Here is a 20862-nt window from a genome sequence, read left to right as displayed (position 1 = left end):
GCACCGCCACGATAACGAAATCGCTGGGCCCATCTAAACACCACTTTTTATCTGCTTAATGCATGCACCAAGGTGGCCCCGGTCTCAAAGTATAGCGAACGAAGAAACTTGAAGGGTTCGAGGTGCGGTGTCTCAGTGATCGTCGATGGCATTCCATCAACCTCGTCGAACAACAAGGCTCGGGCGGCTTGTTTTCCAAAGACCGTGCCTGGGCCAATGCCACGACCCGAATAGCCGAAAACCGTTAAGCCATTTGGGCCGATCCTTACCGCTTTGGGCAAGTGATCTCCGGTCATCGCGATTGTGCCTTGCCAAGTATAGTCAAAGGCTTTGCCAGATAGCTCCGGAAAGACTTCGGCCATCTTGCGAGCGGCCCAGCGTGCGTGGATTGTTGCACCCCGACCATCGCAGTCGCCGATCCCACCGACGATAAGACGGCCCTCTTGGTTTACCCGGAACGACGACATCACCATCGCCGTATCCCAGCAACCCTCCCCTCCCGGCAAGATGCGCGCCCGCTGTTCGCACGTCATAGGAGCCGTCGCGAATTGACTGTACCGGATGGTCACGAATTGCGGCCCACTTTGACCCTCCGTGCCCGCGTGATACCCGTTCGTTGCTAATAGCAAATGCTTTGCCCGAAGCGTGTTCTCATTGCTCCGAACGATCCATTCCGAGCCATCATGGGTCACGTGTTGTGCTGGGCTTTGCTCGAATACTTTAGCGCCTTTGTTCTTGGCGGCCTTGGCCAACCCGCGACAGTATTCTAAGGGCTGGATGGTCCCGGCGCGGGGGTCAAATAACGCCCCTAAAAACGCATCTGACCCTGTCCGCCGTGCTGTTTCCTTGGCATCCAAAAGTTGAATCGGCGCATCTATCTGCTTGCCCTGACGTAGCCGGTCCTTCAGGTCTCGTAGCCCTGAGGGTGCATGCGCAAGATGCAGCGTGCCGTTTCGGGTGGCTTCGCACTCAATACCTTCGCGTTCGATCAAATCGAAGACCGTATCGGGGGCCGACGCAAGCGCAGTGGTCAACCGCATACCCTCGGTCTGACCTAGCTGTTTGATGATCCCTTCGGGAGGCACCCAAAGACCAGCATTCACCAGACCGACATTGCGCCCCGATCCACCGTGGCCAATGGTGTTGGCCTCCAGCACCACCACATCTGCGCTGCTGCGCGCGGCTTCAAGCGCGGCCGAACTGCCCGTGAAGCCACCACCAATCACCAGAAGATCGGTGCAAATATCCTGACTGACGCGGGGATATCCGTCGCAGTTCTGGCGCGTTGCCCGCCAGAGGTTGCGGGTCGCATCAGATGTCAAATTTTACCCCTTGAGCAAGCGGTAGTTCTGCGGAGTAATTGATGGTATTCGTCGCGCGGCGCATATAGCCTTTCCACGCGTCCGAGCCACTCTCACGGCCTCCGCCGGTCTCTTTCTCGCCGCCAAATGCCCCGCCAATCTCAGCGCCCGATGTCGCAATATTCACGTTGGCAATCCCGCAATCAGAACCCGCCGCGCTGATAAAGGCTTCAGCTTCGCGCATGTCGAGCGTGAAGATGCACGATGAAAGCCCCGCACCCACTGCGTTGTGCTGCGCCACCGCTTCATCTAGGTCTTCATATTTCATCACATAGAGGATCGGCGCGAAGGTCTCCTCGCAAACTATCCCCTCCTGCTTCGGCATTTCTACAAGCGCTGGGCGTGCATAAAATCCGCCCTCGGCGCCGCTAACCGTCACACGCTCGCCGCCCGTCACCAAACCGCCAAGCTTGCGCGCTTCCGCAAGTGCCGTTTGCATCTGCTCAAACGCCTGCTCGTCAATGAGCGGTCCGACAAGCGCATCGCTGTCCAGCGGGTTGCCGACGGAGACACTCTCGTAGGCCTTCTTCAGCCCAGGCACCAATTGATCGTAGATCGAGCTATGCACAAACAGGCGGCGCAACGTTGTGCAGCGCTGCCCGGCTGTCCCCATCGCGCCAAAGGCAACTCCACGCAGCGTCATATCCAGATCCGCGCTCGGCGCAACAATACCGGCGTTATTGCCACCCAATTCCAAAATGGAGCGCCCGAAACGCTCGGCGACCTTGGGTCCGACAATGCGCCCCATCCGGGTCGAACCGGTTGCGGAAATCAGCGCGACATTGCGGTTTTCAACCAATGCCGCGCCCACGTCTCCGCGCCCGTTGATCAGCGAGACAAGCCCTTCAGGGGCATCACCGAACCGCTTCAAAGCGCGTTCCAAAATCGCCATCGAGCCCAACGCGGTGAGCGGGGACTTTTCCGAAGGCTTCCAAATGACAGGATTTCCGCAAACAAGCGCCAACGCCGTATTCCACGACCATACTGCTACGGGGAAGTTGAACGCCGAGATCACACCGACCACTCCAAGTGGATGCCACTGCTCCATCATACGGTGGCCAGGGCGCTCCGTTGCGATGGTCAGACCGTAAAGCTGGCGCGACAAGCCCACGGCGAAATCGCAGATGTCGATCATCTCCTGAACTTCGCCAAGCCCTTCCGAGACCGACTTGCCCGCTTCGATCGAGACCATCATCCCCAGATCTTCTTTGGAACAGCGCAGCTCCTCTCCAAGCAGGCGGATAAGCTCGCCCCGGCGCGGTGCCGGAACCTTGCGCCACTGCGTAAACGCCTCTTGCGCCTTGGCCACTACGCCACCAACATCGGCGGCGTTCGTCATTTTCACATTTGCAATCTGTTCGCCCGATACCGGGCTGTCCACCGCCAGCTCGCCCATCGTCCAGGCTTCCTTGTCCACTCCCAGCTTTTCCAAAGTGCTTTCGGTCAATGCTTTCACGTTCATTGCAAACCTCATTTCGCTGTCCGGCGTTTTGGCGCCCATGAAAGAGCCCCGTTGCACCTAGACTGCCCGAAGTTCAGTCAATGAAAAATCATTCAAAATGAATGAAAGCATTCCTAGAATGCATCAATTAGCTTTCGCTCACACATTGCTTCATCCATGCCATGAACGCTGCAACATGGGCGTTGTCGGTTTTAGCAGGCGTGACCAGGTAATAATTGTTCCCTGTCGTGATGGTCCTTTCATCGAGCGGAACAAGACTGCCATCAGCAAGCTCTTGTTCAATCAGATAAGTCGGCAAGAGCGCTGCCCCAAGCGATGCAACAGCCCCTGCAATAATCAGAGTGAACTGATCAAAATACTGCCCCGCACCCGCGCGCCTGTCAGTCACACCCGCATCGGCAAAGAAGTCCTCCCAAATCGTGGGGCGAGTCTCCAGGTGCAGCAATGGCACACGCGCAAGATCTGTAACCGATGTCACCTCATGGCGCGCTTTGAATTCAGGCGAAGCCACGACGATCATGGTTTCCGAACACAAAAGCTGCATGTCCGTTCCGGGCCAGTCTTTGCCCCCGAAATGCACCGCCAGATCAAAGTGCTCACGGCTCATGTCAAATGGCTCAAGGCGCGTGGCAAAGCTGATCTCGATGCCCCCGTGTAGCGCCGTAAATTCGCTCAGCCGTGGAATCAGCCATCGGCTGGCGAACGCGGGCAATGTGGCGACACGTATGGCCGCCCCGGCCGCCCCCGCAGAAATTGCCTTCAATACAGTTTGCCGAATATTTTCCAGATCGACAGACAACTCAACAGCAAGGTTCCGCCCCGCAGGTGTCAACACAACGCGTCGCCCGACCCTGCGAAACAGCGCAGTTCCGATGATGTCTTCCAACTCTTTCACCTGTCGGCTGACGGCACTTTGAGTCAGGTGCAACTCCTCTGCCGCGAGCGTGAAGCTTTCATGTCGCGCCGCACATTCAAAGCTGCGCAACACTGCGTTGGAGGGAAGGTAGCGCCTTTGCGCGCTCTGTGTCGAACCTAGCTGTTTCATCGATTTCGTGTCCGCTTGTGTCACCGCTTGCCCGCCCAATACATTCATAAAGCTCATCAAAAAGTGCATTAACAATGATATTTGTAACTGAAATTCCGATGTAAACCAGAGAAAAATCAGCTGCGGCGCGAGGGAATCCGAACATGCATGACGCTACCCTGAAACAAGTTTTCAAACGCGCCGAGCGCATCGCATCGATCGCCATTTCAGAGATCGTGCAGATATCTGAAGCAGCGGCCCGGATGCGTGCGAAGGGAGATGACATCCTCAGCCTCGCCACGGGCGAGCCTGACTTTCCGACACCTGCACATGTTTGCGAGGCAGCAACTGCCGCAATGGCCGCAGGCCAAACGCGCTACCCACCCACAGCAGGAACCGCCGCCCTACGGGATGCCGTCGCCGAACAAGCCCAAGTCAAGCGCGCCAACGTCATCATCTCGACTGGCGCAAAACAGGTGTTGTCCAATCTGTTTCTCGCCAGCCTCGATGAAGATGACGAAGTGATTTGCCCGACACCCTACTGGACCAGTTATCGCGACATCGTGCGCTTCGCGGGTGGCAATGTCGTCGAAGTCGCCTGTGGGAGCGATCAGGGATTCAAACTCACCCCCGGGCAACTTGAGGCTGCCATCACGCCGCGCACGCGCTGGCTTTTGCTCAACTCTCCCTCCAACCCTTCGGGCGCGATGTATTCCCGCAAAGAACTGGAAGCGTTCGGTGATGTGTTGCGCCGCTATCCGCATGTCTGGATTGCCTCTGACGAGATATATCAGCATATCGCCTACGCGCCTTTCACATCCGTGTTCACCGCCCTGCCCGACCTGCGTGAACGCACTGTGGTCATCAACGGCGTCTCCAAGGCCTATTCCATGACGGGTTGGCGTATCGGCTGGGCGATTGGGCCTGAGGCAGTGATTGAGGCGATGCAGGACGTGCAGGGTCAAAGCACCTCGGGCGCGTGCTCGATATCGCAAGCCGCTGCTGTTGCTGCGCTGACGGGCGATCAGGGCTTGCTGATCGAGCGCACAGCAATTTTTCAAGAACGCCGCGACAACGTTGCCCAGGCTATCAACGACGACCCGCTCTTGAACTGTGCGCTCCCTGATGGGGCCTTTTACATCTTCGCCTCCTGCGAAAAAGCGCTCGGACAGACGGCCCCGGATGGCAGTATCATTACCACCGATGGCGATTTCTGCCGCTACGTGCTGGCTTCGGAAGGTTTGGCGCTGGTCCCCGGCAGTGCGTTTTCGATGCCCGGCCACTTTCGGCTCTCCTACGCCTATTCCGATGCGCAATTGGCAGATGGCGTGGCCCGCCTGCACCGCGCAACCGCTAAACTGATCTAGCATCGAAAGACAAAATCATGGATCGCGCCCAAATCGTTCACGAAAACTTCCTGTCGCGGGTTGCCGCCAATGATCTGCCAGCAGGCAAGCTGCCGACTACCGCGCTTTCACCCACGGCCGCCGTGACCCTGTTTCGCACCCAGTGCCTTAGCCGCGCACTCGACCTGACCAGTCGCGCGATGCAAAAGGCCGGTCAGGGCTTCTACACAATCGGCTCCTCGGGGCATGAGGGCATGGCCGCCGTAGCCGCCGCCCTGCGTCCCACCGATATGGCCTTCCTGCACTACCGCGACGCGGCCTTTCAACTGGCCCGTGCCGAACAGGTTCCCGGCCAATCCGCACTCTGGGACATGCTCTTGTCATTCGCCTGCTCTTCCGAAGATCCGATTTCGGGGGGCCGCCACAAAGTCCTCGGCTCCAGAGCATTGATGATCCCACCGCAAACCTCGACAATCGCCAGCCACCTGCCCAAAGCAGTTGGCACCGCCTATAGCGTCGGGCTGTCGCGCCGCCATCCACCCGAGCATCAACTCCTGCCCCAGGATGCAATCATCGCCTGTTCTTTTGGCGATGCCTCGGCCAACCATTCAACTGCCCAAGGCGCGTTCAACACCGCAGGTTGGACCTCTTATCAGTCCAGTCCCCTGCCGTTGCTATTCATCTGCGAGGATAACGGCATCGGCATCTCGACACCCACCCCAAGCGGCTGGATCGCCGCCAACTTTCAGAACCGTCCGGGCCTCAAATATTTCCACGGGGATGCGCTCGACATCTATGATGCACACACCGCAACCCAGCGCGCGGCTGAATATGTCCGCACCCGCCGTAAGCCGGCCTTCCTGCATCTGCGCACCGTGCGTCTCTATGGCCACGCAGGCGCTGATATGCCGACAACCTACATGTCACGCAGCGCGGTCGAGGCCGAAGAGGCGAACGACCCACTGCTCCACACTGTTCGGCTTCTGGCAGAAGCGGGCGCGCTCACCCCTTCCGAAGCGCTCAAAATCTACACCGAGACCAAAGACAGGGTTGACCGCGCCGCCGCCGAGGCGGTCAAGCGCCCTCACTTGCGCAGCGCGCGCGATGTGATGGCCCCGATCATCCCGCCCAAACGCACCTGCGCACCCAGCAACGGCCCAGACGCCGAGGCTCGCATCGCCACTTTCGGCAGTGACATCAACGCGATGGACAAGCCACAGCCCATGTCGCGACTGATCAACTGGGCCATGACCGACCTGATGCTGGAACACGGCGAAATCATCTGCTGCGGTGAAGATATCGGGCGCAAGGGCGGCGTCTATGGTGTCACTCAACGCCTCCAGCAGCGTTTCGGCGAGGACCGCGTGATCGACACGCTTCTTGACGAACAATCCATCCTCGGTCTCGCCATCGGCATGGCACAGAACGGCTTCTTGCCAATGCCTGAAATCCAGTTTCTCGCATATCTGCACAATGCCGAAGACCAGATCCGCGGCGAAGCTGCAACCCTGCCCTTCTTTTCCAACGGTCAATTCACCAACCCGATGGTGCTACGCATTGCAGGCTTGGGCTATCAGAAAGGTTTTGGCGGACACTTTCATAATGACAACTCGATTGCCGTGCTGCGCGACATCCCCGGCGTGATCATCGCCTGCCCGTCACGGGGCGATGAGGCCGCCATGATGCTGCGCGAATGTGTCCGGCTCGCGCGCGAAGAACAACGCGTGGTGGTGTTCCTTGAACCCATCGCGCTCTACCCGATGCGCGACCTTGAGACCGGGGGTGACAACGCCTGGATGACGACCTACCCCTCGCCCGATCAACGCATCGCCCTTGGCGATGTCGCCGTCCACGGCGCGGGCAAGGATCTCGCCATCGTCACCTATGGCAACGGTCACTACCTCTCGCGCAAGGCCGAGGCCGCGATACGTGCAAAAGGCATCAACCTGCGCATAATCGATCTGCGCTGGCTCGCACCGCTGCCAAAAGACGCGCTTCTGGAGGCGACCAAGGGCTGCAAGAACATCCTCATTGTCGATGAATGCCGCCGCACAGGCGGTCAGGCCGAAGCCCTGATGACACTTTTTGCCGAAGCGGGTCACAAACGACTGGCGCGCGTCACCGCCGAGGACAGCTTTATCGCCACCGGCCCAGCCTATGGCGCAACCCTGCCCGACGAGGCCCAGATCATCGCCGCTGCCGAGGAACTCACCCAATGAAACGCGCAGTCATCGTTTGCCCCGGTCGTGGCACCTACAACAAACCCGAGCTTGGCAGCCTTTCCCGCCTGCATCCTGACAAGACCGCGCTCTTTGACGCGTTTGATAATGCACGCCTCGCAGGCGGTCAGGAAACCCTAACGGATCTCGACGGTGCTGCACGCTATTCGGTCGCCAAACACACGCGCGGCGATAACGCCTCAGCACTCATCTATGCCGCAAGCTACGCAGACTTTCTGTCTCTCAAAGACGTCGATGTGGTGGCTGTCACAGGCAACTCGATGGGTTGGTACACCACACTGGCTTGCGCCGGTGCATTGGATGCAGATCAAGGCTTTAACCTCGTCAATACGATGGGCCAGATGATGCAAGACAGCCTTATTGGCGGCCAACTGGTCTATCCCATAACCGGCGATGATTGGCGTCCCGACCCGACAAGACGCGCCACAGTTCTGAAATTGGTCAGCCAGATAGACGCGTTAACCGATCACGATCTGGCTCTCTCGATCGACCTCGGCGGCATGCTGGTTCTCGCCGGAAACGATGCCGGGCTTGACGCATTTACCGCAAAAGCCGAACCGCTCGATCGCTTTCCACTGCGTCTCGCGAACCACGCCGCCTTTCACACCGCACTGCAGAAACCGGTGTCAGAGGCGGCACAGAAGCGTTTTGACGCCTCTATGTTTGCACAACCCTGCATCCCGATGATCGACGGGCGCGGCGCAATCTGGTGGCCCCATGCCACGGATACAAGCGCGCTATTTACCTATACACTTGGGCATCAGGTGGTCGAAACTTACGATTTTCGCCACGCCCTCAGCATCGCTGCGCGCGAATTCGCGCCGGATATGTTTATCGTCCTCGGCCCGGGTACAACACTTGGCGGTGCCGTGGCGCAATCCCTCATCTCCTGCAATTGGCATGGAATGGACAGCAAGGACGCTTTCCAACACCTCCAGGCCAAAGCGCCCTTCCTGATCTCCATGGGACGCGAAGATCAGCGCGATGTCGTCACGAAAGCTTCGCTCTGAACGGTGTTGTCAGACCAATGTGAACCAGTCTCGGGTTCTTGAGTAATCTCAATCCGTCAGACTACGCAGAGATTGCCTTGTGTCCGCGTTCTCGGCGGATGTTCCCCCCATACAACCATGAGTGCCGCCAACAAAAAGCTGCCCTATGGCAATAAGTTCTGCCATTGCGGGAAAACCGTAGGCGACAACAGATACCATTGGAACCGAGCAGCGACTCATGTGTGTTCCTGTTGTCGCGTATCAGCGTAGCATTGGCTGTTCATAAATGCCTTCTGTTGTGGGTGCAGGCGCAACTGGCAGAGTTGGCGCAGGTTGCTTGGAGGGTTGGTCCGGCACCGCGGGTCTGGCCTTGCGCGCCGCGATGCGCTCCGTGATTGTCTGAAATGGCGCAGCAACCGTTGGATCAGCAGCCTTCTGGCGGGCATAGGCATCATGTGTCAGGCTGATCGTCTGGCCCGTGGTAAAGCAACGCGCATCGATTCCGAACCGTTTGGCCTCGCGCGCAATATAATCGCGTCGCTGCGCTTCCCAGGTCGCCTGATTGTCGAGCAGGTTATCCAGCGCTGCGTTCATGTCTGAAAAAAGCCAGTTGGAATAACGATCCTTCAATTTCCAGGTAAATTCCGGGCCGACATTCATTTTTCCATCCAGCATTGGGGGCAGCGGGGCATCTGTACCGAACGCGCCACCGGCATAGAAATCAAGTTTCGAAACCAGATCCTCGACCCCCCGGACAAGAGCGTATTCTGATTCAGTTTGCCATTCGCCATCATAGTAATCGGTGGCTTTGTTAGCGAATTTGAGGTCGATGCCATACTTAACCTCCTTACCCTTCAAGGGGCCCGCCTTTCCCTCTGCCGAAAAGCCAAATTTGAACCCTTCCCAAGTGTGCCCCAGTGCTGCGGTGCTATCGTCAGGATCGGCCTTGGCCATGGTGAAAGCAAATTCTGGCCCCACTTCGGCAACGGATGATTTATAGGCCGCAGCTCTCGGCTTTAAGACAATTTCAGAAACATGGATCTGCCTGTCGTCATTGACGGAAAAGCCGACTTCGATGCCGATTTCGGTAGAGACATCAAAATCAATCCGAAGATCTGCCTCGTCCGCACCAGAAACGGCCACATCGTGTATTCTGGCCGCAATCTCTTGTAGCGCCCCAAGCAGGCGCTTTTCGACGTCTGGTTGCAGACCGACAGTGTTGAGGCGCGCCAATGCCTCGGGCGATAGATTGAAAAGCATGTTCTGCTTGGGAATGTCGGCCAATGCCGGTGGCGGCGGGGTGAAACCTGCGTCGGCGCGTGCTTTCGCGCAATCGGGCGGTGGGTCCGCAGCCGGAGTCGCGTTCATCGTCACCGGATTGCCACTCAGCGCCACGCGGTTACCGCGGTCACGCAATGCCGACAATATGTTGTCGAACGGATTGCCCCCTTCAAGCTCGGCCATGGCCGCACAGCCCTCAAAGATCTTTGGGTCGCTCGGCAACTCGTGGCGCGTGCAGCCAAACCCTGCAACAATGCAGGGCGGGCCGGGGTGCTGACAGGAATAGCGTTCGTCATAGGTTCCGAGCGTGTCGGGATGATAGAACTGATTGGTTCCCGGGCTGCCATAGCCTGCTGCACGACACACGCAGTTAAAGAAATCCTGCGGAACGCTGACGCCCAGACTTTGCAGAACCAACAACTGGCGATCATGCGGCAGGCCAATCCATCGGGTAAGGGCGTGGGTGTCATGCGCATCGCGCTCGGGCAAGTCCTGCGCGACAAGACGGTCAGGCAAAGACGCGCTCACGAGCAGACAAAAAGCCGCAACAAGGGCTGCCCCACGGCTCAGACCGTGGGCGAAGCCAAGCAAGCGTATTGAATTGTGCATCATCTTTTCTCCACGAGGTCAGTGGCCAGCAGATCGGCAAAAGCGTCCGGATCAAATACGTCGGCGTCGACAAGACGCCATCGTTCGGCTTCGGACATGCCCTCGGGCGTGATCCAGCCGCCGGAAATACCGCGCAGCGTGACATTGCCGCTGTCCGTATTGCCCGCACCGCCCGGGGTGATGGCCAGCATGAACGCGCGGCCCTGACGGGCGCCGCGCATCAACCAGTCATCGCCCAGCGCCACGGCGATCCAATCTGGGCCGAACCGCAGGCGCACGGTGCCGTCCCACCCATTGCGCCATTGTGCGGCAGGCAAGACACGCCGCCAATGATCATAGTAAAAATGGCCGGTATGAAGCCGCACTTCCAACCCGCCAGCCTCCGGCCCTTCGGTGAGTTCGCGCAGGGTGAGAACCGATTTTGCCGCGTCGTCAAATTTGGCGGGGTTGGTGTGCAGGAAAATCCGGGTGCCCAGACCCTGCTCCGGCGCAAGCTTCAGCGTCAATTCATAGGGTGTCGTGTCTACACGATAGTCGAGATCCACCGCACGCGCGCCGCCGACAAGTGCGATCCGCTGCCAATCCGGAACCGGATCGCGCCGGGTAAGGGTCAAACCATCAGGCTGCTGAATGGCCAACGTGGCAACATCTGCCTTCCCCGACGAGCGCACCTCCCAGGTTTCATCCGGGCGTGCATCAAAATACACGGTTTGCGGCAACGCTGCCACGCCTGCGGCAGGTGCGGCTGCCGGGGGATAGTTGCCCGGTCGCTGCGATACGCGAACGCCACGCAACACCAATGCCCCGTCGCCAGTCAGCGTGCGCATCGCGTGAATGGCAATTCGAAATCCGGCCCCGTCCTTGAGCTGTGCAAAGGGCAGAACGCCCTCGGGCATACCCTCGCCCTCGACCCGGATGCCCTCAGGCCTCAGGACCAATGTAACGCGATCAGGAATGACGCGCAGCCCGTTGGCTTCAATCCCCTCTTTCGCCTTGGACCGTATCGCACTGAGGACGCCATATGTCCCATCTTCGCGCTCTGTGAAGCGCAACACATAAGAATCGTTTCCAGTCAGGTTGCCGGGCAGCGTATATCTGCTTTGCAACGCAATCTCGAAATCCTTTGAGGCCGCCCCATCCAGTGCCAGCTCGATCCGAGCCTCGGCTGCCCCGGTGAACCGGTCCAGCCACAAAACGGCCTCGGATGAATCGATTCCGGACCAATTGCCCTCGTCTTCGCCCGACCATCCAATGCGCAAAGCACCGTCTGATAGGCCGGCAAACCGGGCGAATTCACCCTCGTAGCGCCCTACCGGTGCCCAGATCCGACCGAGCGCAAACCCATCGAACACCACCGCTGATCGCGCTCCCTGAACAATCGCATCGACAGCGGGCGAAGGTTGGAACGCAATGCTGTCAACCGACAGCCGCTTGAGGACAAGCGACGCCGCGCCGTTCTTCCTGTGGACCTGAAGGTAGGTTTGAAGCGCCCACTGCCGCGCGCTGAAATCACCGTTAAGCGCCAATTCTGCAAGCTGGGTGTCGCTTCCGTCACGGACATCAAGAACCTGATCAGGTCGTAGCAGCAAATGCAGAACGGTCTCGCCTTTGGGCCAGCGGAAATAGGCCCTGAGAGTTCGTGAACGATCTTTAGTCGTCACCTCCAGCTTGCCGTTGCCATCTCCCGTGGTGCTGAACTGGACTCGCAGATCATGCGCTTCCCAAGGGTCTTTCTGCGCCTCCGCCACCGGCACGAGCGCAAAGGAAATCCCGGTGCTCTTGTCGGCATCAAGTATTGCGGTGATGCGTTGCGCCAAAGCGCTGTCGCGTTGCGGCATCACCACCACCGCAGAGGGTGTGGCAAAGCCGAGTTTGCCCCATCCGTGGCCATCGGGAAATCCAAAGCTGATGGCGTTGTCGATCAGTTTGGCGTGGTCTTCAAAGGTGACCTGGTTAAACGCAAACGGCAAAAGCCCTGCGATTGTCTCCCCGTCAAAGATAAGCCCGGGCATCCCTGCGATCACACCCTGACCCCCAGCAGGAGTGGCCGGGATCGAAGCAAGCCCGCCCGTCGCCAGCGGCGCAGCTTGAGCGGGCGGCGCGCTGGTGTCAAAAGTGAAGCCCAACGCAATATGCTCCAGCAGCTCAGTCATGGCCGGAGGCGCCGTTTCTGAACGGATGGAAATCATCAGGAACGGCGCTGCTCCCTGCGTCTCTTCGCTGGATCTATAAATCCGCACCCGGCCACGCGGATAGGGCATTGCTATTCCGTTGATCGCATAGACCTTGGCGATGGTTTCAATCGCATGAACCGTGGTGCCTGCAACATCTGGATAGCCCTCTCCTTCGATTGATTTGACCACCAATGAATCGCGGTAAAGCACGCCCATATATTCATCCAGAACCTGCGCGGCACTCATCGCGCGATCACCGTTCGCAACCGCCGCCAACAGCATGGCATCACGGGCAGGCGAAACCAGAACCACCTGCCGCAACCCCTGCGAGGCAGTCGTCTGCACCGTCCACCCCGAGGGCAAAGGCAGCGCAAAAGCTCCGTCCGCGTCGCGATACATACCCCCCTGGACCGGGGCCAAGTTGCCAGCCTCGGCGGGTGCCGGTACAGGTGCGGCCGCCGCAACGGTCGGCTGGCCATCCAAGGTCAGACCTGCCAGCAAGCTGTCGAACATGGCCTCATGCTCGGCCAGCGGCGCATCGGAAGAATGAAGCTGCCATAGAAAAATCTCGCCTTCGTCATCCTCTTTCAGAAACGCCAGTTCAAGGCTGCGCTCGCCCCCGGATTCAAGATGCCTGAACAGCGCTTCCTGCCCCGCCAGAATGCGCTTGTCATGGCGGATGATGTCATCGAACCCCAACAGCGGCTCATCCGGAAACCACCAGCGCGCCCAAAGCTGAAACCGCCCATCCGGGCTGGCGAAATCATATTCCTGATCCCGCCTGCTATAGGTGATTTTCCAATCGGCGGGCACCTTGAATTCGGCACTGCGCAAATCATAGGCCGTCACCCCCTCGGCAGAGCCCACGGAAACCGAAGCGATCACCAACAGAAAAACCCCCAGCACGAATTGCATCGCACGCCGCCTGAGCCAGAACACCATGGGCAAAAGGCCGGTTCGTTCAGAGCGTTGGCCGCGCTTGGTCACAACTTCCGTTTCGCAATTATCACCAACAGCATTGGTCGAAATTTGACGCTGCATGACACCCCCATGAAATCCGCCCTCAAGGCATCAGGATGATACATGTGCAAGATTTTGAATTCTTTGATGTGTGTCATAGCACGCAGCCTCAAAATGCATAGGGTTTAAGCGAAAACTCGACCTGCTCTCTGCTCTCGCAGCACGGGGCATAGACCTTTGCGCATTCGGGCCCACTTTTGCCCGACCCGTCACCAACACCGCGAGGATGATCCATGATCCTGTCTGAGACACCCCATACGCGCCGGATTTGTGGCGTAACCTTGCTGATGACCTGCGCATGGTTTGCTGAACTTGCTGCGCCCGTGGCGTCCCAAACCAGCGCCGAGCCGGGCGCACCGATGGTTCTTGTTCCACCAACCCAATCGCCCGCCACAGAGGCAAACACCACCGCGGTCAAATCGGCGGATCAGGATGATTGGTTCGGTCAGGCGCCACTTTCCACCCTACCCTCTCCAGCGACCGAGTCACTGACAGGCCGATGGCAGGGTGGAACCCTTTTTGGGCACCCATCGGCAAGCGGTGGCATCATGGCGACCCAAAACGCCCAACCCGCACCACGAAGCACCATAGCCCCGCCTCCGCCGCCGGTAACGCCCACAGCCCCCGTATCAGCCGAGGATCATGACCGGTTCACGGCCATTGAAGGTGGCTATTCCATCTATGAAAATGATCGCTACGGCACGTTCATTTCCTATCCATCCGAGTATTTCCGACCAGAGGCCCCACCCGGCAATGCCGATGGGCGCCGGTTCGTGTCGGTGGATGGCACGGCCGCATTCTATGTCTTTGCGCAATTCAACGCATTGGGCCTCACCCAAGCCGAGATGATCGCACAGGACAAGCAGGCCGATACACAATCACGCATAACGTATGAGCGCGCCGGTCCGGGCTGGTATGTGCTCTCGGGGTTCAGGGGGGCCGACATCTTCTATCGCCGGGTCATTTCCGATGGCCCCGACGGTCTGATACGGGTGTTCGAGATCACCTATCCCGCCGCCAGAAAGACTGAATTCGATGCCATCCTGACCTATATGGCGAATTCATTCGGGCCGGGAAGTTCGAGTGTTGGCGAGATGTCAACAACTCAACCCGACACGACCCAAGCCGCCATGCCTGGGGCAAATCAGGTGCGTTATCCCACGCTCAGGCCCGACGCGCTTTATACCCCTCAGCGCGGTTCCGCCCTGCGTTCGACCCTTATGGATGTCGCGCGCGTCCCGATCGCGGCAGAGCTGGGCGAGCAGGTCATTTTCGTCGTCTCCGTGTTCAACACGGATGACCAATGGGCCTACCTTCAGGCCAAACCCGTGCAACCCAGCGGGCGCGAGATCAATTGGGCGAACACCCCGTTCGCCGGGGAAATCCAGCAAGGTGTCATGAGCGATGTCGCCATGGTTCTGATGCTGCACGATGGTAGCGAATGGCGGGTGATTGACCACGTTATGGGGCCAACCGATGTGCACTGGTTCAATTGGCTTGAACCTTACAACCTGACCAAAGACCTGTTTGTGAACCGTTGAACCATTGCAAGGTGTAAACGCAAAGGCACCCGCCCCCTCGTTTGGCTTCGTTACCTGTTTTTAAAGAGTATCCGGGAAAAATGGATGCTTACGTAGCGTCAACTTTTACGGGGATATTAAGACACTTAGGATGAAACGGGGGCGACGAATTGCCACTTTGCATTCGATTTAGGGAATGTATATAATTGAAACTGATCAAGACGAGGTGTGATCGCACCGTTTTTGGAGGAAAATGATATGATCTACCGAAATTTTCTTTACGCAAGGCCGTAACGGTCTACATGGAATTGCCAACCGTCCTGCATTCACGTGCATGGTAGCCATTGCAATCGTTTCATGTGGCTTCAAGCTCTCCAAATTGAAAGCTTCTGTGCAAGATGTTAACTTTGCTTGAAAAAACTTGAGTAACTTATAATATTCTCAAAGGGGAATATATGAATCCCTGAAACTTCACAGGCATATAACTGAAATCACCAAAGTTGCAAAATCACGGCTGGCCTACGCCAGTTTTCAAAGTTTCTCTGCACTACAGATTTAGAACAATTAAAAAGAAATAGGTGACATGAATCACACTATTCAGGCGGAAATATCAATGATGCTGTCGAATAAATTTCGATATAGCTTCATGCGAATCTAGATGTGAACAAGTCATATCTTGAACGATAATATCATGAATACGATGGGGGATAGAAGAAATATAATGGCCAGATGGAAAAATCAAAAAATATGGATGAGGGAAACCATATCAACAAGGACTGCTGCAGAGCCACGTGCGCGGCACCTTCTTTAGAAGACAAGATAAACCGATGAACGTTCTGAACCTGAAATTAGTACGACCTTACAAACAACCTTTGCTCTCCTAACTGACAAGAAGAGGTAATCAAGATGACTGATAATCAAACCAATGGGCTGAAAGTCTCGTACACGACAACGAGCCTGATCAAGAATTTGCCCGGCGATGCTGCATTGATTGACGGGCTCGGCGGTACTGCCGGTTTTGGCGAAAACGTGCTACCTGCCAACGATGACGGGTCCTCCACAGAAATTGACATCACGTCGATTTTTGAGGATGGCCTGAACTTCTTTGGCCGCGAATTTACAACCCTGTGGGTAAACAATAACGGCGGCGTCACGTTCAACGGGCCGCGTGGTCAATTTACCCCCTCGGTCATTACCGACAACAACAACAACCCCGAGATCACCCCGTTTTTTGCCGATGTAGACACCAGGGGCGGCGCGACGACGCCCACGCCGGGAGGCACATCCACCGGCTCGAACCTCGTCTATTATGATTTCGACACCGTCAACGACCGCTTGATCGTGACATGGGACGACGTCGGATTCTATTCGAGCAACACAAGCCTGCTCAATGCCTTCCAACTGGTCCTCACCGATCAGGGCAACGGCGATTTTGACATTCAATTCCGCTACGAAGACATCAATTGGACAACCGGAAACGCAAGCGGCGGCTCCGGTGGCTTGGGCGGCACCCCGGCACGGGCCGGCTTCACGGCAAGCACCGGTGATCCGAATGCCTATTTCGAGCTTCCAGCCTCCGGTAACGAGGCCGGCATTCTTGCCCTGGACGACGTCGCGGGCAACACCGGCGAAATCGGCATCTGGGAATTTGCTGTCCGCTCCGGCGATATCAACAGCGCCGACCTGCCCGCATTGCCTGACCTTTCCCTGACAGGCACGACAACGGGTGACCCGCACTTGGTAACGCTTGACGGTGTGGCCTATGATTTCCATGCGGCAGGCGAATTTGTTCTGCTGCGCGCAACCAATGGCGCAGACTTCGAAGTTCAGGCCCGCATGACACCCGTAACCGGGTCGGATTCGCTGACCGTGAACTCTGCCATTGCCGCGCGTGTCGGCAACAGCAACATCATGATCGACTCCGCTGACGTCAACCCATTCAGCGTCGATGGTGTTGCCACGGAAATTCCGAATTTCGACAGCATCATGATCGGCAATGATGAGGTTTTCCGCGCCAACAACGTTTACACAATCGTGCTTGCGGGCGCCGACGATACCGTCAACGATGGTGACAGCCAGATCAGGATCACCGTGCTTGATGGACGTGTCGACATGGTCATGTCGCTCAACTCCGAGCTGGCCGGCAATCTGGAAGGGTTGCTTGGCGATGCCGACGGCGACGCCGCCAATGATGTTGCCTTCGCAGATGGCACGCCCTTGCTACGCCCGTTTGCATTCGAAGACGTTTACGGCGCATATCGCGACGATTGGCGCGTCAGCACAACAGACGACAGCCTCTTTACCTATGACACTGGCGAAACGCTCGAAGGCTTCTATCTGCCGGGTAGCCCGGCGCAAATCGCGTCCATCAGCGACTTCACCGATGTAGAAATCGCCGCCGCAACAACAGTCCTCCTTGACGCAGGGCTGAACGAAGGCACGGCAAACTTCAACAACGCGCTGCTCGACTATCTGGTGACTGGCGATGCGTCCTATATCGACTCGGCTGCTGACGCGCCCGAAATCGCTGAAACCAATGACACGCGTGTGTTCACCTTGGCAGAACTGAACCGCGGAACAGAGGGTGACGATACCCTTACGGGCACCGCAGGGGATGACACAATGCACGGGCTCGGCGGCGACGATCTGATGACCGGTCTGGACGGCAACGATGAGTTGTTCGGGGGCACCGGCAACGACGGTGTGTTCGGTGGTGCCGGTGATGATCTCCTGGATGGCGGCGACGGCAACGACCAACTTGCCGGTTCTGACGGCAACGACACGGTGCTCGGCGGCAACGGCGACGACAACATGGGTGGTGGCCTCGGCGACGACTCGATAGATGGCGGCGCTGGCAGCGATACCATCGGCGCCGGTGAAGGCAACGATGTGGTCAACGGCGGCGACGGCGATGATTTCGTCTATGGCGGTGCCGGGAACGACACGATGTCGGGCGGTGAAGGCAACGATGATATGGGCGGCTCTTTCGGCCACGACATCATCAATGGCGACGCCGGAAACGACAACATCGGTGGTGGCGTTGGCCGCGACACGATCGACGGCGGAACCGGCAATGATACCATCGGCGCCGGTGAAGGCGACGATGTGGTCAATGGCGGCGACGGCGATGATGTCGTCAATGGCGGCGGTCGCAACGACATGCTCGATGGCGGCGCTGGCGATGACCGGGTCAATGGCGGAACCGGAGACGACACGATGACCGGCGGCGAAGGCACTGATCTGTTCATCTTCAATTCCTTCAACTCCGGCGACGCCGATGTGATCACCGACTTCGAGGTCGGCGTCGATCAGTTCCGCATGACCGGTGTTCAGGGTGCCGTCGGTGCCGGGCTCGAAGGCAAGTTCGCTGCACTCAACGCCACGAACACCGCCGATGGCGCCATGCTCAGCTACGACGGGAACACCATCCTGCTCGAAGGGGTAAACGCCGCTGAGCTGGGACTTGAGGATTTTACCTTCCTCTGAGGGTCCATACCAACATCATACCCCGCCTGTCAGGTGATGGCAGTCGCGGGGTATGGTAAGGTTTTGCCGCGTTGACCTCGCGAAACCCTTTGTCTAGCATGCTTCTCGGAGAAGGGCTGGGGCAGCTTACATTTCATTAGGACTCAGCCTTTCATAGCACGATTTTTTCAATTCCAATTAGGAGGTTTATCATGCCAGTTTCACCGTCAGCCACAGGTATCGGCATCGGACTAAGCGAAACCGACAGCCCAACCCTTATCAACGATTTCCTGTTTTCTGACTCGGGATTTACCCCGACCAGCATCTCCTATACCGGCTCTCTCGACAGCCTCGCATTGCTTGAAAACGGCCACAGCATTTCCGAGATCGGCGGAGCCGAAGTCGTGGGCATCGACCGCGGCATCTTCCTGTCCTCGGGTGGTGGCCCCGGCACCGAGAATACCTCCAACAGTTTCACAGTAAACCTGGGTGAGCCGGGCGATGCTGTTCTGGAAGAAGTCGTGCAGGCCGCCTTCACAGGCGCAGGCAGCACCCGGGACGCATCGGTCGTGACCTTCACGTTTGATTCCGCCGACCTGGGCAACGCCCCTTCAATCCAGTTCGAACTATTCTTCGGCTCGGATGAATATCCTGAATTCGTCAACAGCAGTTTCGTGGACATCGCCGGAGTCATTGTGAACGGAGTAAACTATGCGCTGTTCAACAACGATTCAACACAGCCGCTGTCGATCGTCGGCGAGAGCATCAATACAGACGGCAACTTCTTTAATAACACCACAGGAGAAGCGAGCTACAGCACCGAATACGACGGGTTCTCGGTACTCCTGAACGTGGTCGCACCAATTCAACAAGGTGAAAACACCGTGACCATCGGCATCGCCGATACCGGCGATTCCGCCTATGATTCCGGCCTCTTCATCGGAAATGTACAGGCCTCCAACCTCAATGCCGGCGGCAGTTTTGTTCAGACCAACGGCAGCAGCGGCGACGACATGATCGATGCCAACGCCGCACCGCAGCTGATCAACCTCGGTGGCGGGGCCGACACGGTCGCCGGCACAGCGCAGGAATTCAACGGCGATTTGATCGAAGGGTTCGGAGATGACGACGAACTGCAGTTCGAGGGCAGCGAATTTGGCGCCGACGATGTCACGATCACCATGGGGTCGGCCATTCTCGCAATCGACAGCGATGGCGACGGCACGGCAGACACCAACCTCACGCTTCAAGGCAACTTCAGCGAGGCCAGCTTTGAGTTCGTCAACGAGGGCGGCAACACCTCCGTCAGCGCCACAGGCGTCATGGTCGATGGAGAACTGATCAACGGAACGGCCGGAAACGAGACCCTTACGGGTACCGCCGGAAACGACACAATAAACGGGCTCGACGGCAACGACGGTGTGTTCGGTGGTGCCGGCGATGATCTCCTGAATGGCGGCGACGGCAACGACCAACTTGCCGGTTCTGACGGCAACGACACGGTGCTCGGCGGCAACGGCGACGACAACATGGGTGGTGGCCTCGGCGACGACTCGATAGATGGCGGCGCTGGCAGCGATACCATGGGCGCCGGCGAAGGCAACGATGTGGTCAACGGCGGCGACGGCGATGATTTCGTCTATGGCGGTGCCGGGAACGACACGATGTCGGGCGGTGAAGGCAACGATGATATGGGCGGGTCTTTCGGCCACGACATCATCAATGGCGACGCCGGAAACGACAACATCGGTGGTGGCGTTGGCCGCGACACGATCGACGGCGGAACCGGCAACGATACCATCGGCGCCGGTGAAGGCGACGATGTGGTCAATGGCGGCGACGGCGACGATGTCGTCAATGGCGGCGGTCGCAACGACATGCTCGATGGCGGCGCTGGCGATGACCGGGTCAATGGCGGAACCGGAGACGACACGATGACCGGCGGCGAAGGCGCTGATCTGTTCATCTTCAATTCCTTCAACTCCGGCGACGCCGATGTGATCACCGACTTCGAGGTCGGCGTCGATCAGTTCCGCATGACTGGCGTCCAGGGTGCCGTCGGTGCCGGGCTCGAAGGCAAGTTCGCAGCACTCAACGCCACGAACACCGCCGATGGCGCCATGCTCAGCTACGACGGGAACACCATCCTGCTCGAAGGCGTAAATGCCGCTGAACTGAGCGTCGACGACTTCGTGTTTATCTAAGAAGCAAACTGCACACCCGCTGCACTATCGCAGCGGGTGTGCAAATTCCGGGTTCGCTCTTTCCCCAAAACACAACGTTTATGGAAAGATCGGCAAACTTCCCCCATCCAGATCAGAAACGCGTGGCCGTCGCCCACAAAAGCGTCCTCATCTCTCAACCGGCGGGA

At 58.1% G+C, this 20862-nt stretch carries 11 protein-coding genes; 6 read left to right on the top strand and 5 right to left on the bottom strand.

What is annotated here, in order from left to right:
- Positions 1–47 precede the first annotated feature (47 nt).
- The 3 genes from LZG00_03440 to LZG00_03430 form a co-directional block, all read right to left on the bottom strand.
- Positions 48–1322, bottom strand: coding sequence for an FAD-binding oxidoreductase (locus tag LZG00_03440; protein MCF3593047.1), 1275 nt, complete (start codon positions 1320–1322; stop codon positions 48–50).
- Positions 1312–2823, bottom strand: a complete 1512-nt coding sequence (locus LZG00_03435) for an aldehyde dehydrogenase family protein (GenBank protein ID MCF3593046.1) — start codon at positions 2821–2823, stop codon at positions 1312–1314. The genes LZG00_03440 and LZG00_03435 overlap by 11 nt, the downstream gene beginning before the upstream one ends.
- 127 nt (positions 2824–2950) lie before the next feature.
- A complete protein-coding gene (locus LZG00_03430; protein ID MCF3593045.1) occupies positions 2951–3868 on the bottom strand; it encodes a LysR substrate-binding domain-containing protein in 918 nt (305 codons plus the stop codon).
- 143 nt (positions 3869–4011) lie between these two features.
- On the opposite strand from LZG00_03430, the gene LZG00_03425 reads away from it, so the two are divergent.
- Genes LZG00_03425 through LZG00_03415 form a run of 3 tightly spaced genes read left to right on the top strand, consistent with a single transcriptional unit; the run spans position 4012 to position 8443 of the window.
- Entirely contained in the window at positions 4012–5214 is a 1203-nt protein-coding gene (locus LZG00_03425) for a pyridoxal phosphate-dependent aminotransferase (GenBank protein ID MCF3593044.1), read from the top strand.
- Positions 5215–5231: 17 nt separating this feature from the next.
- Positions 5232–7412 carry a thiamine pyrophosphate-dependent enzyme gene (locus LZG00_03420; protein ID MCF3593043.1) on the top strand — a complete coding sequence of 727 codons (2181 nt, stop codon included), beginning with the start codon at positions 5232–5234 and terminating at the stop codon, positions 7410–7412.
- On the top strand, positions 7409–8443 hold the full coding sequence (locus tag LZG00_03415) for an ACP S-malonyltransferase (GenBank protein MCF3593042.1): 1035 nt from the start codon (positions 7409–7411) through the stop codon (positions 8441–8443). Before LZG00_03420 ends, LZG00_03415 begins: the two co-directional genes overlap by 4 nt.
- 240 nt (positions 8444–8683) lie before the next feature.
- On the opposite strand, the gene LZG00_03410 is transcribed toward LZG00_03415, so the two are convergent.
- Together LZG00_03410 and LZG00_03405 are read right to left on the bottom strand one after the other, a co-directional pair.
- Positions 8684–10315, bottom strand: a complete 1632-nt coding sequence (locus tag LZG00_03410) for a hypothetical protein (protein ID MCF3593041.1) — start codon at positions 10313–10315, stop codon at positions 8684–8686.
- The gene (locus tag LZG00_03405) at positions 10312–13527 is read right to left on the bottom strand and encodes a hypothetical protein (GenBank protein MCF3593040.1); all 3216 of its coding nucleotides are present in this window, start codon (positions 13525–13527) and stop codon (positions 10312–10314) included. The genes LZG00_03410 and LZG00_03405 overlap by 4 nt, the downstream gene beginning before the upstream one ends.
- 212 nt (positions 13528–13739) lie before the next feature.
- On the opposite strand from LZG00_03405, the gene LZG00_03400 reads away from it, so the two are divergent.
- From LZG00_03400 to LZG00_03390, 3 genes are all read left to right on the top strand, one after another.
- Positions 13740–15047 (top strand): hypothetical protein, encoded by a 1308-nt coding sequence (locus tag LZG00_03400; protein ID MCF3593039.1) that lies wholly within the window; start codon positions 13740–13742, stop codon positions 15045–15047.
- Positions 15048–15932: 885 nt separating this feature from the next.
- Positions 15933–18512, top strand: coding sequence for a VWD domain-containing protein (locus LZG00_03395; GenBank protein MCF3593038.1), 2580 nt, complete (start codon positions 15933–15935; stop codon positions 18510–18512).
- A 191-nt stretch (positions 18513–18703) separates the two neighbouring features.
- The gene (locus LZG00_03390) at positions 18704–20695 is read left to right on the top strand and encodes a choice-of-anchor L domain-containing protein (protein ID MCF3593037.1); all 1992 of its coding nucleotides are present in this window, start codon (positions 18704–18706) and stop codon (positions 20693–20695) included.
- The last annotated feature ends 167 nt before the right edge of the window (positions 20696–20862 follow it).

It is taken from the genome of Rhodobacteraceae bacterium LMO-JJ12, from assembly GCA_021555075.1.
Lineage (GTDB): Bacteria > Pseudomonadota > Alphaproteobacteria > Rhodobacterales > Rhodobacteraceae > JAKGBX01.
This window is presented reverse-complemented; position numbering and strand designations above follow the sequence as displayed.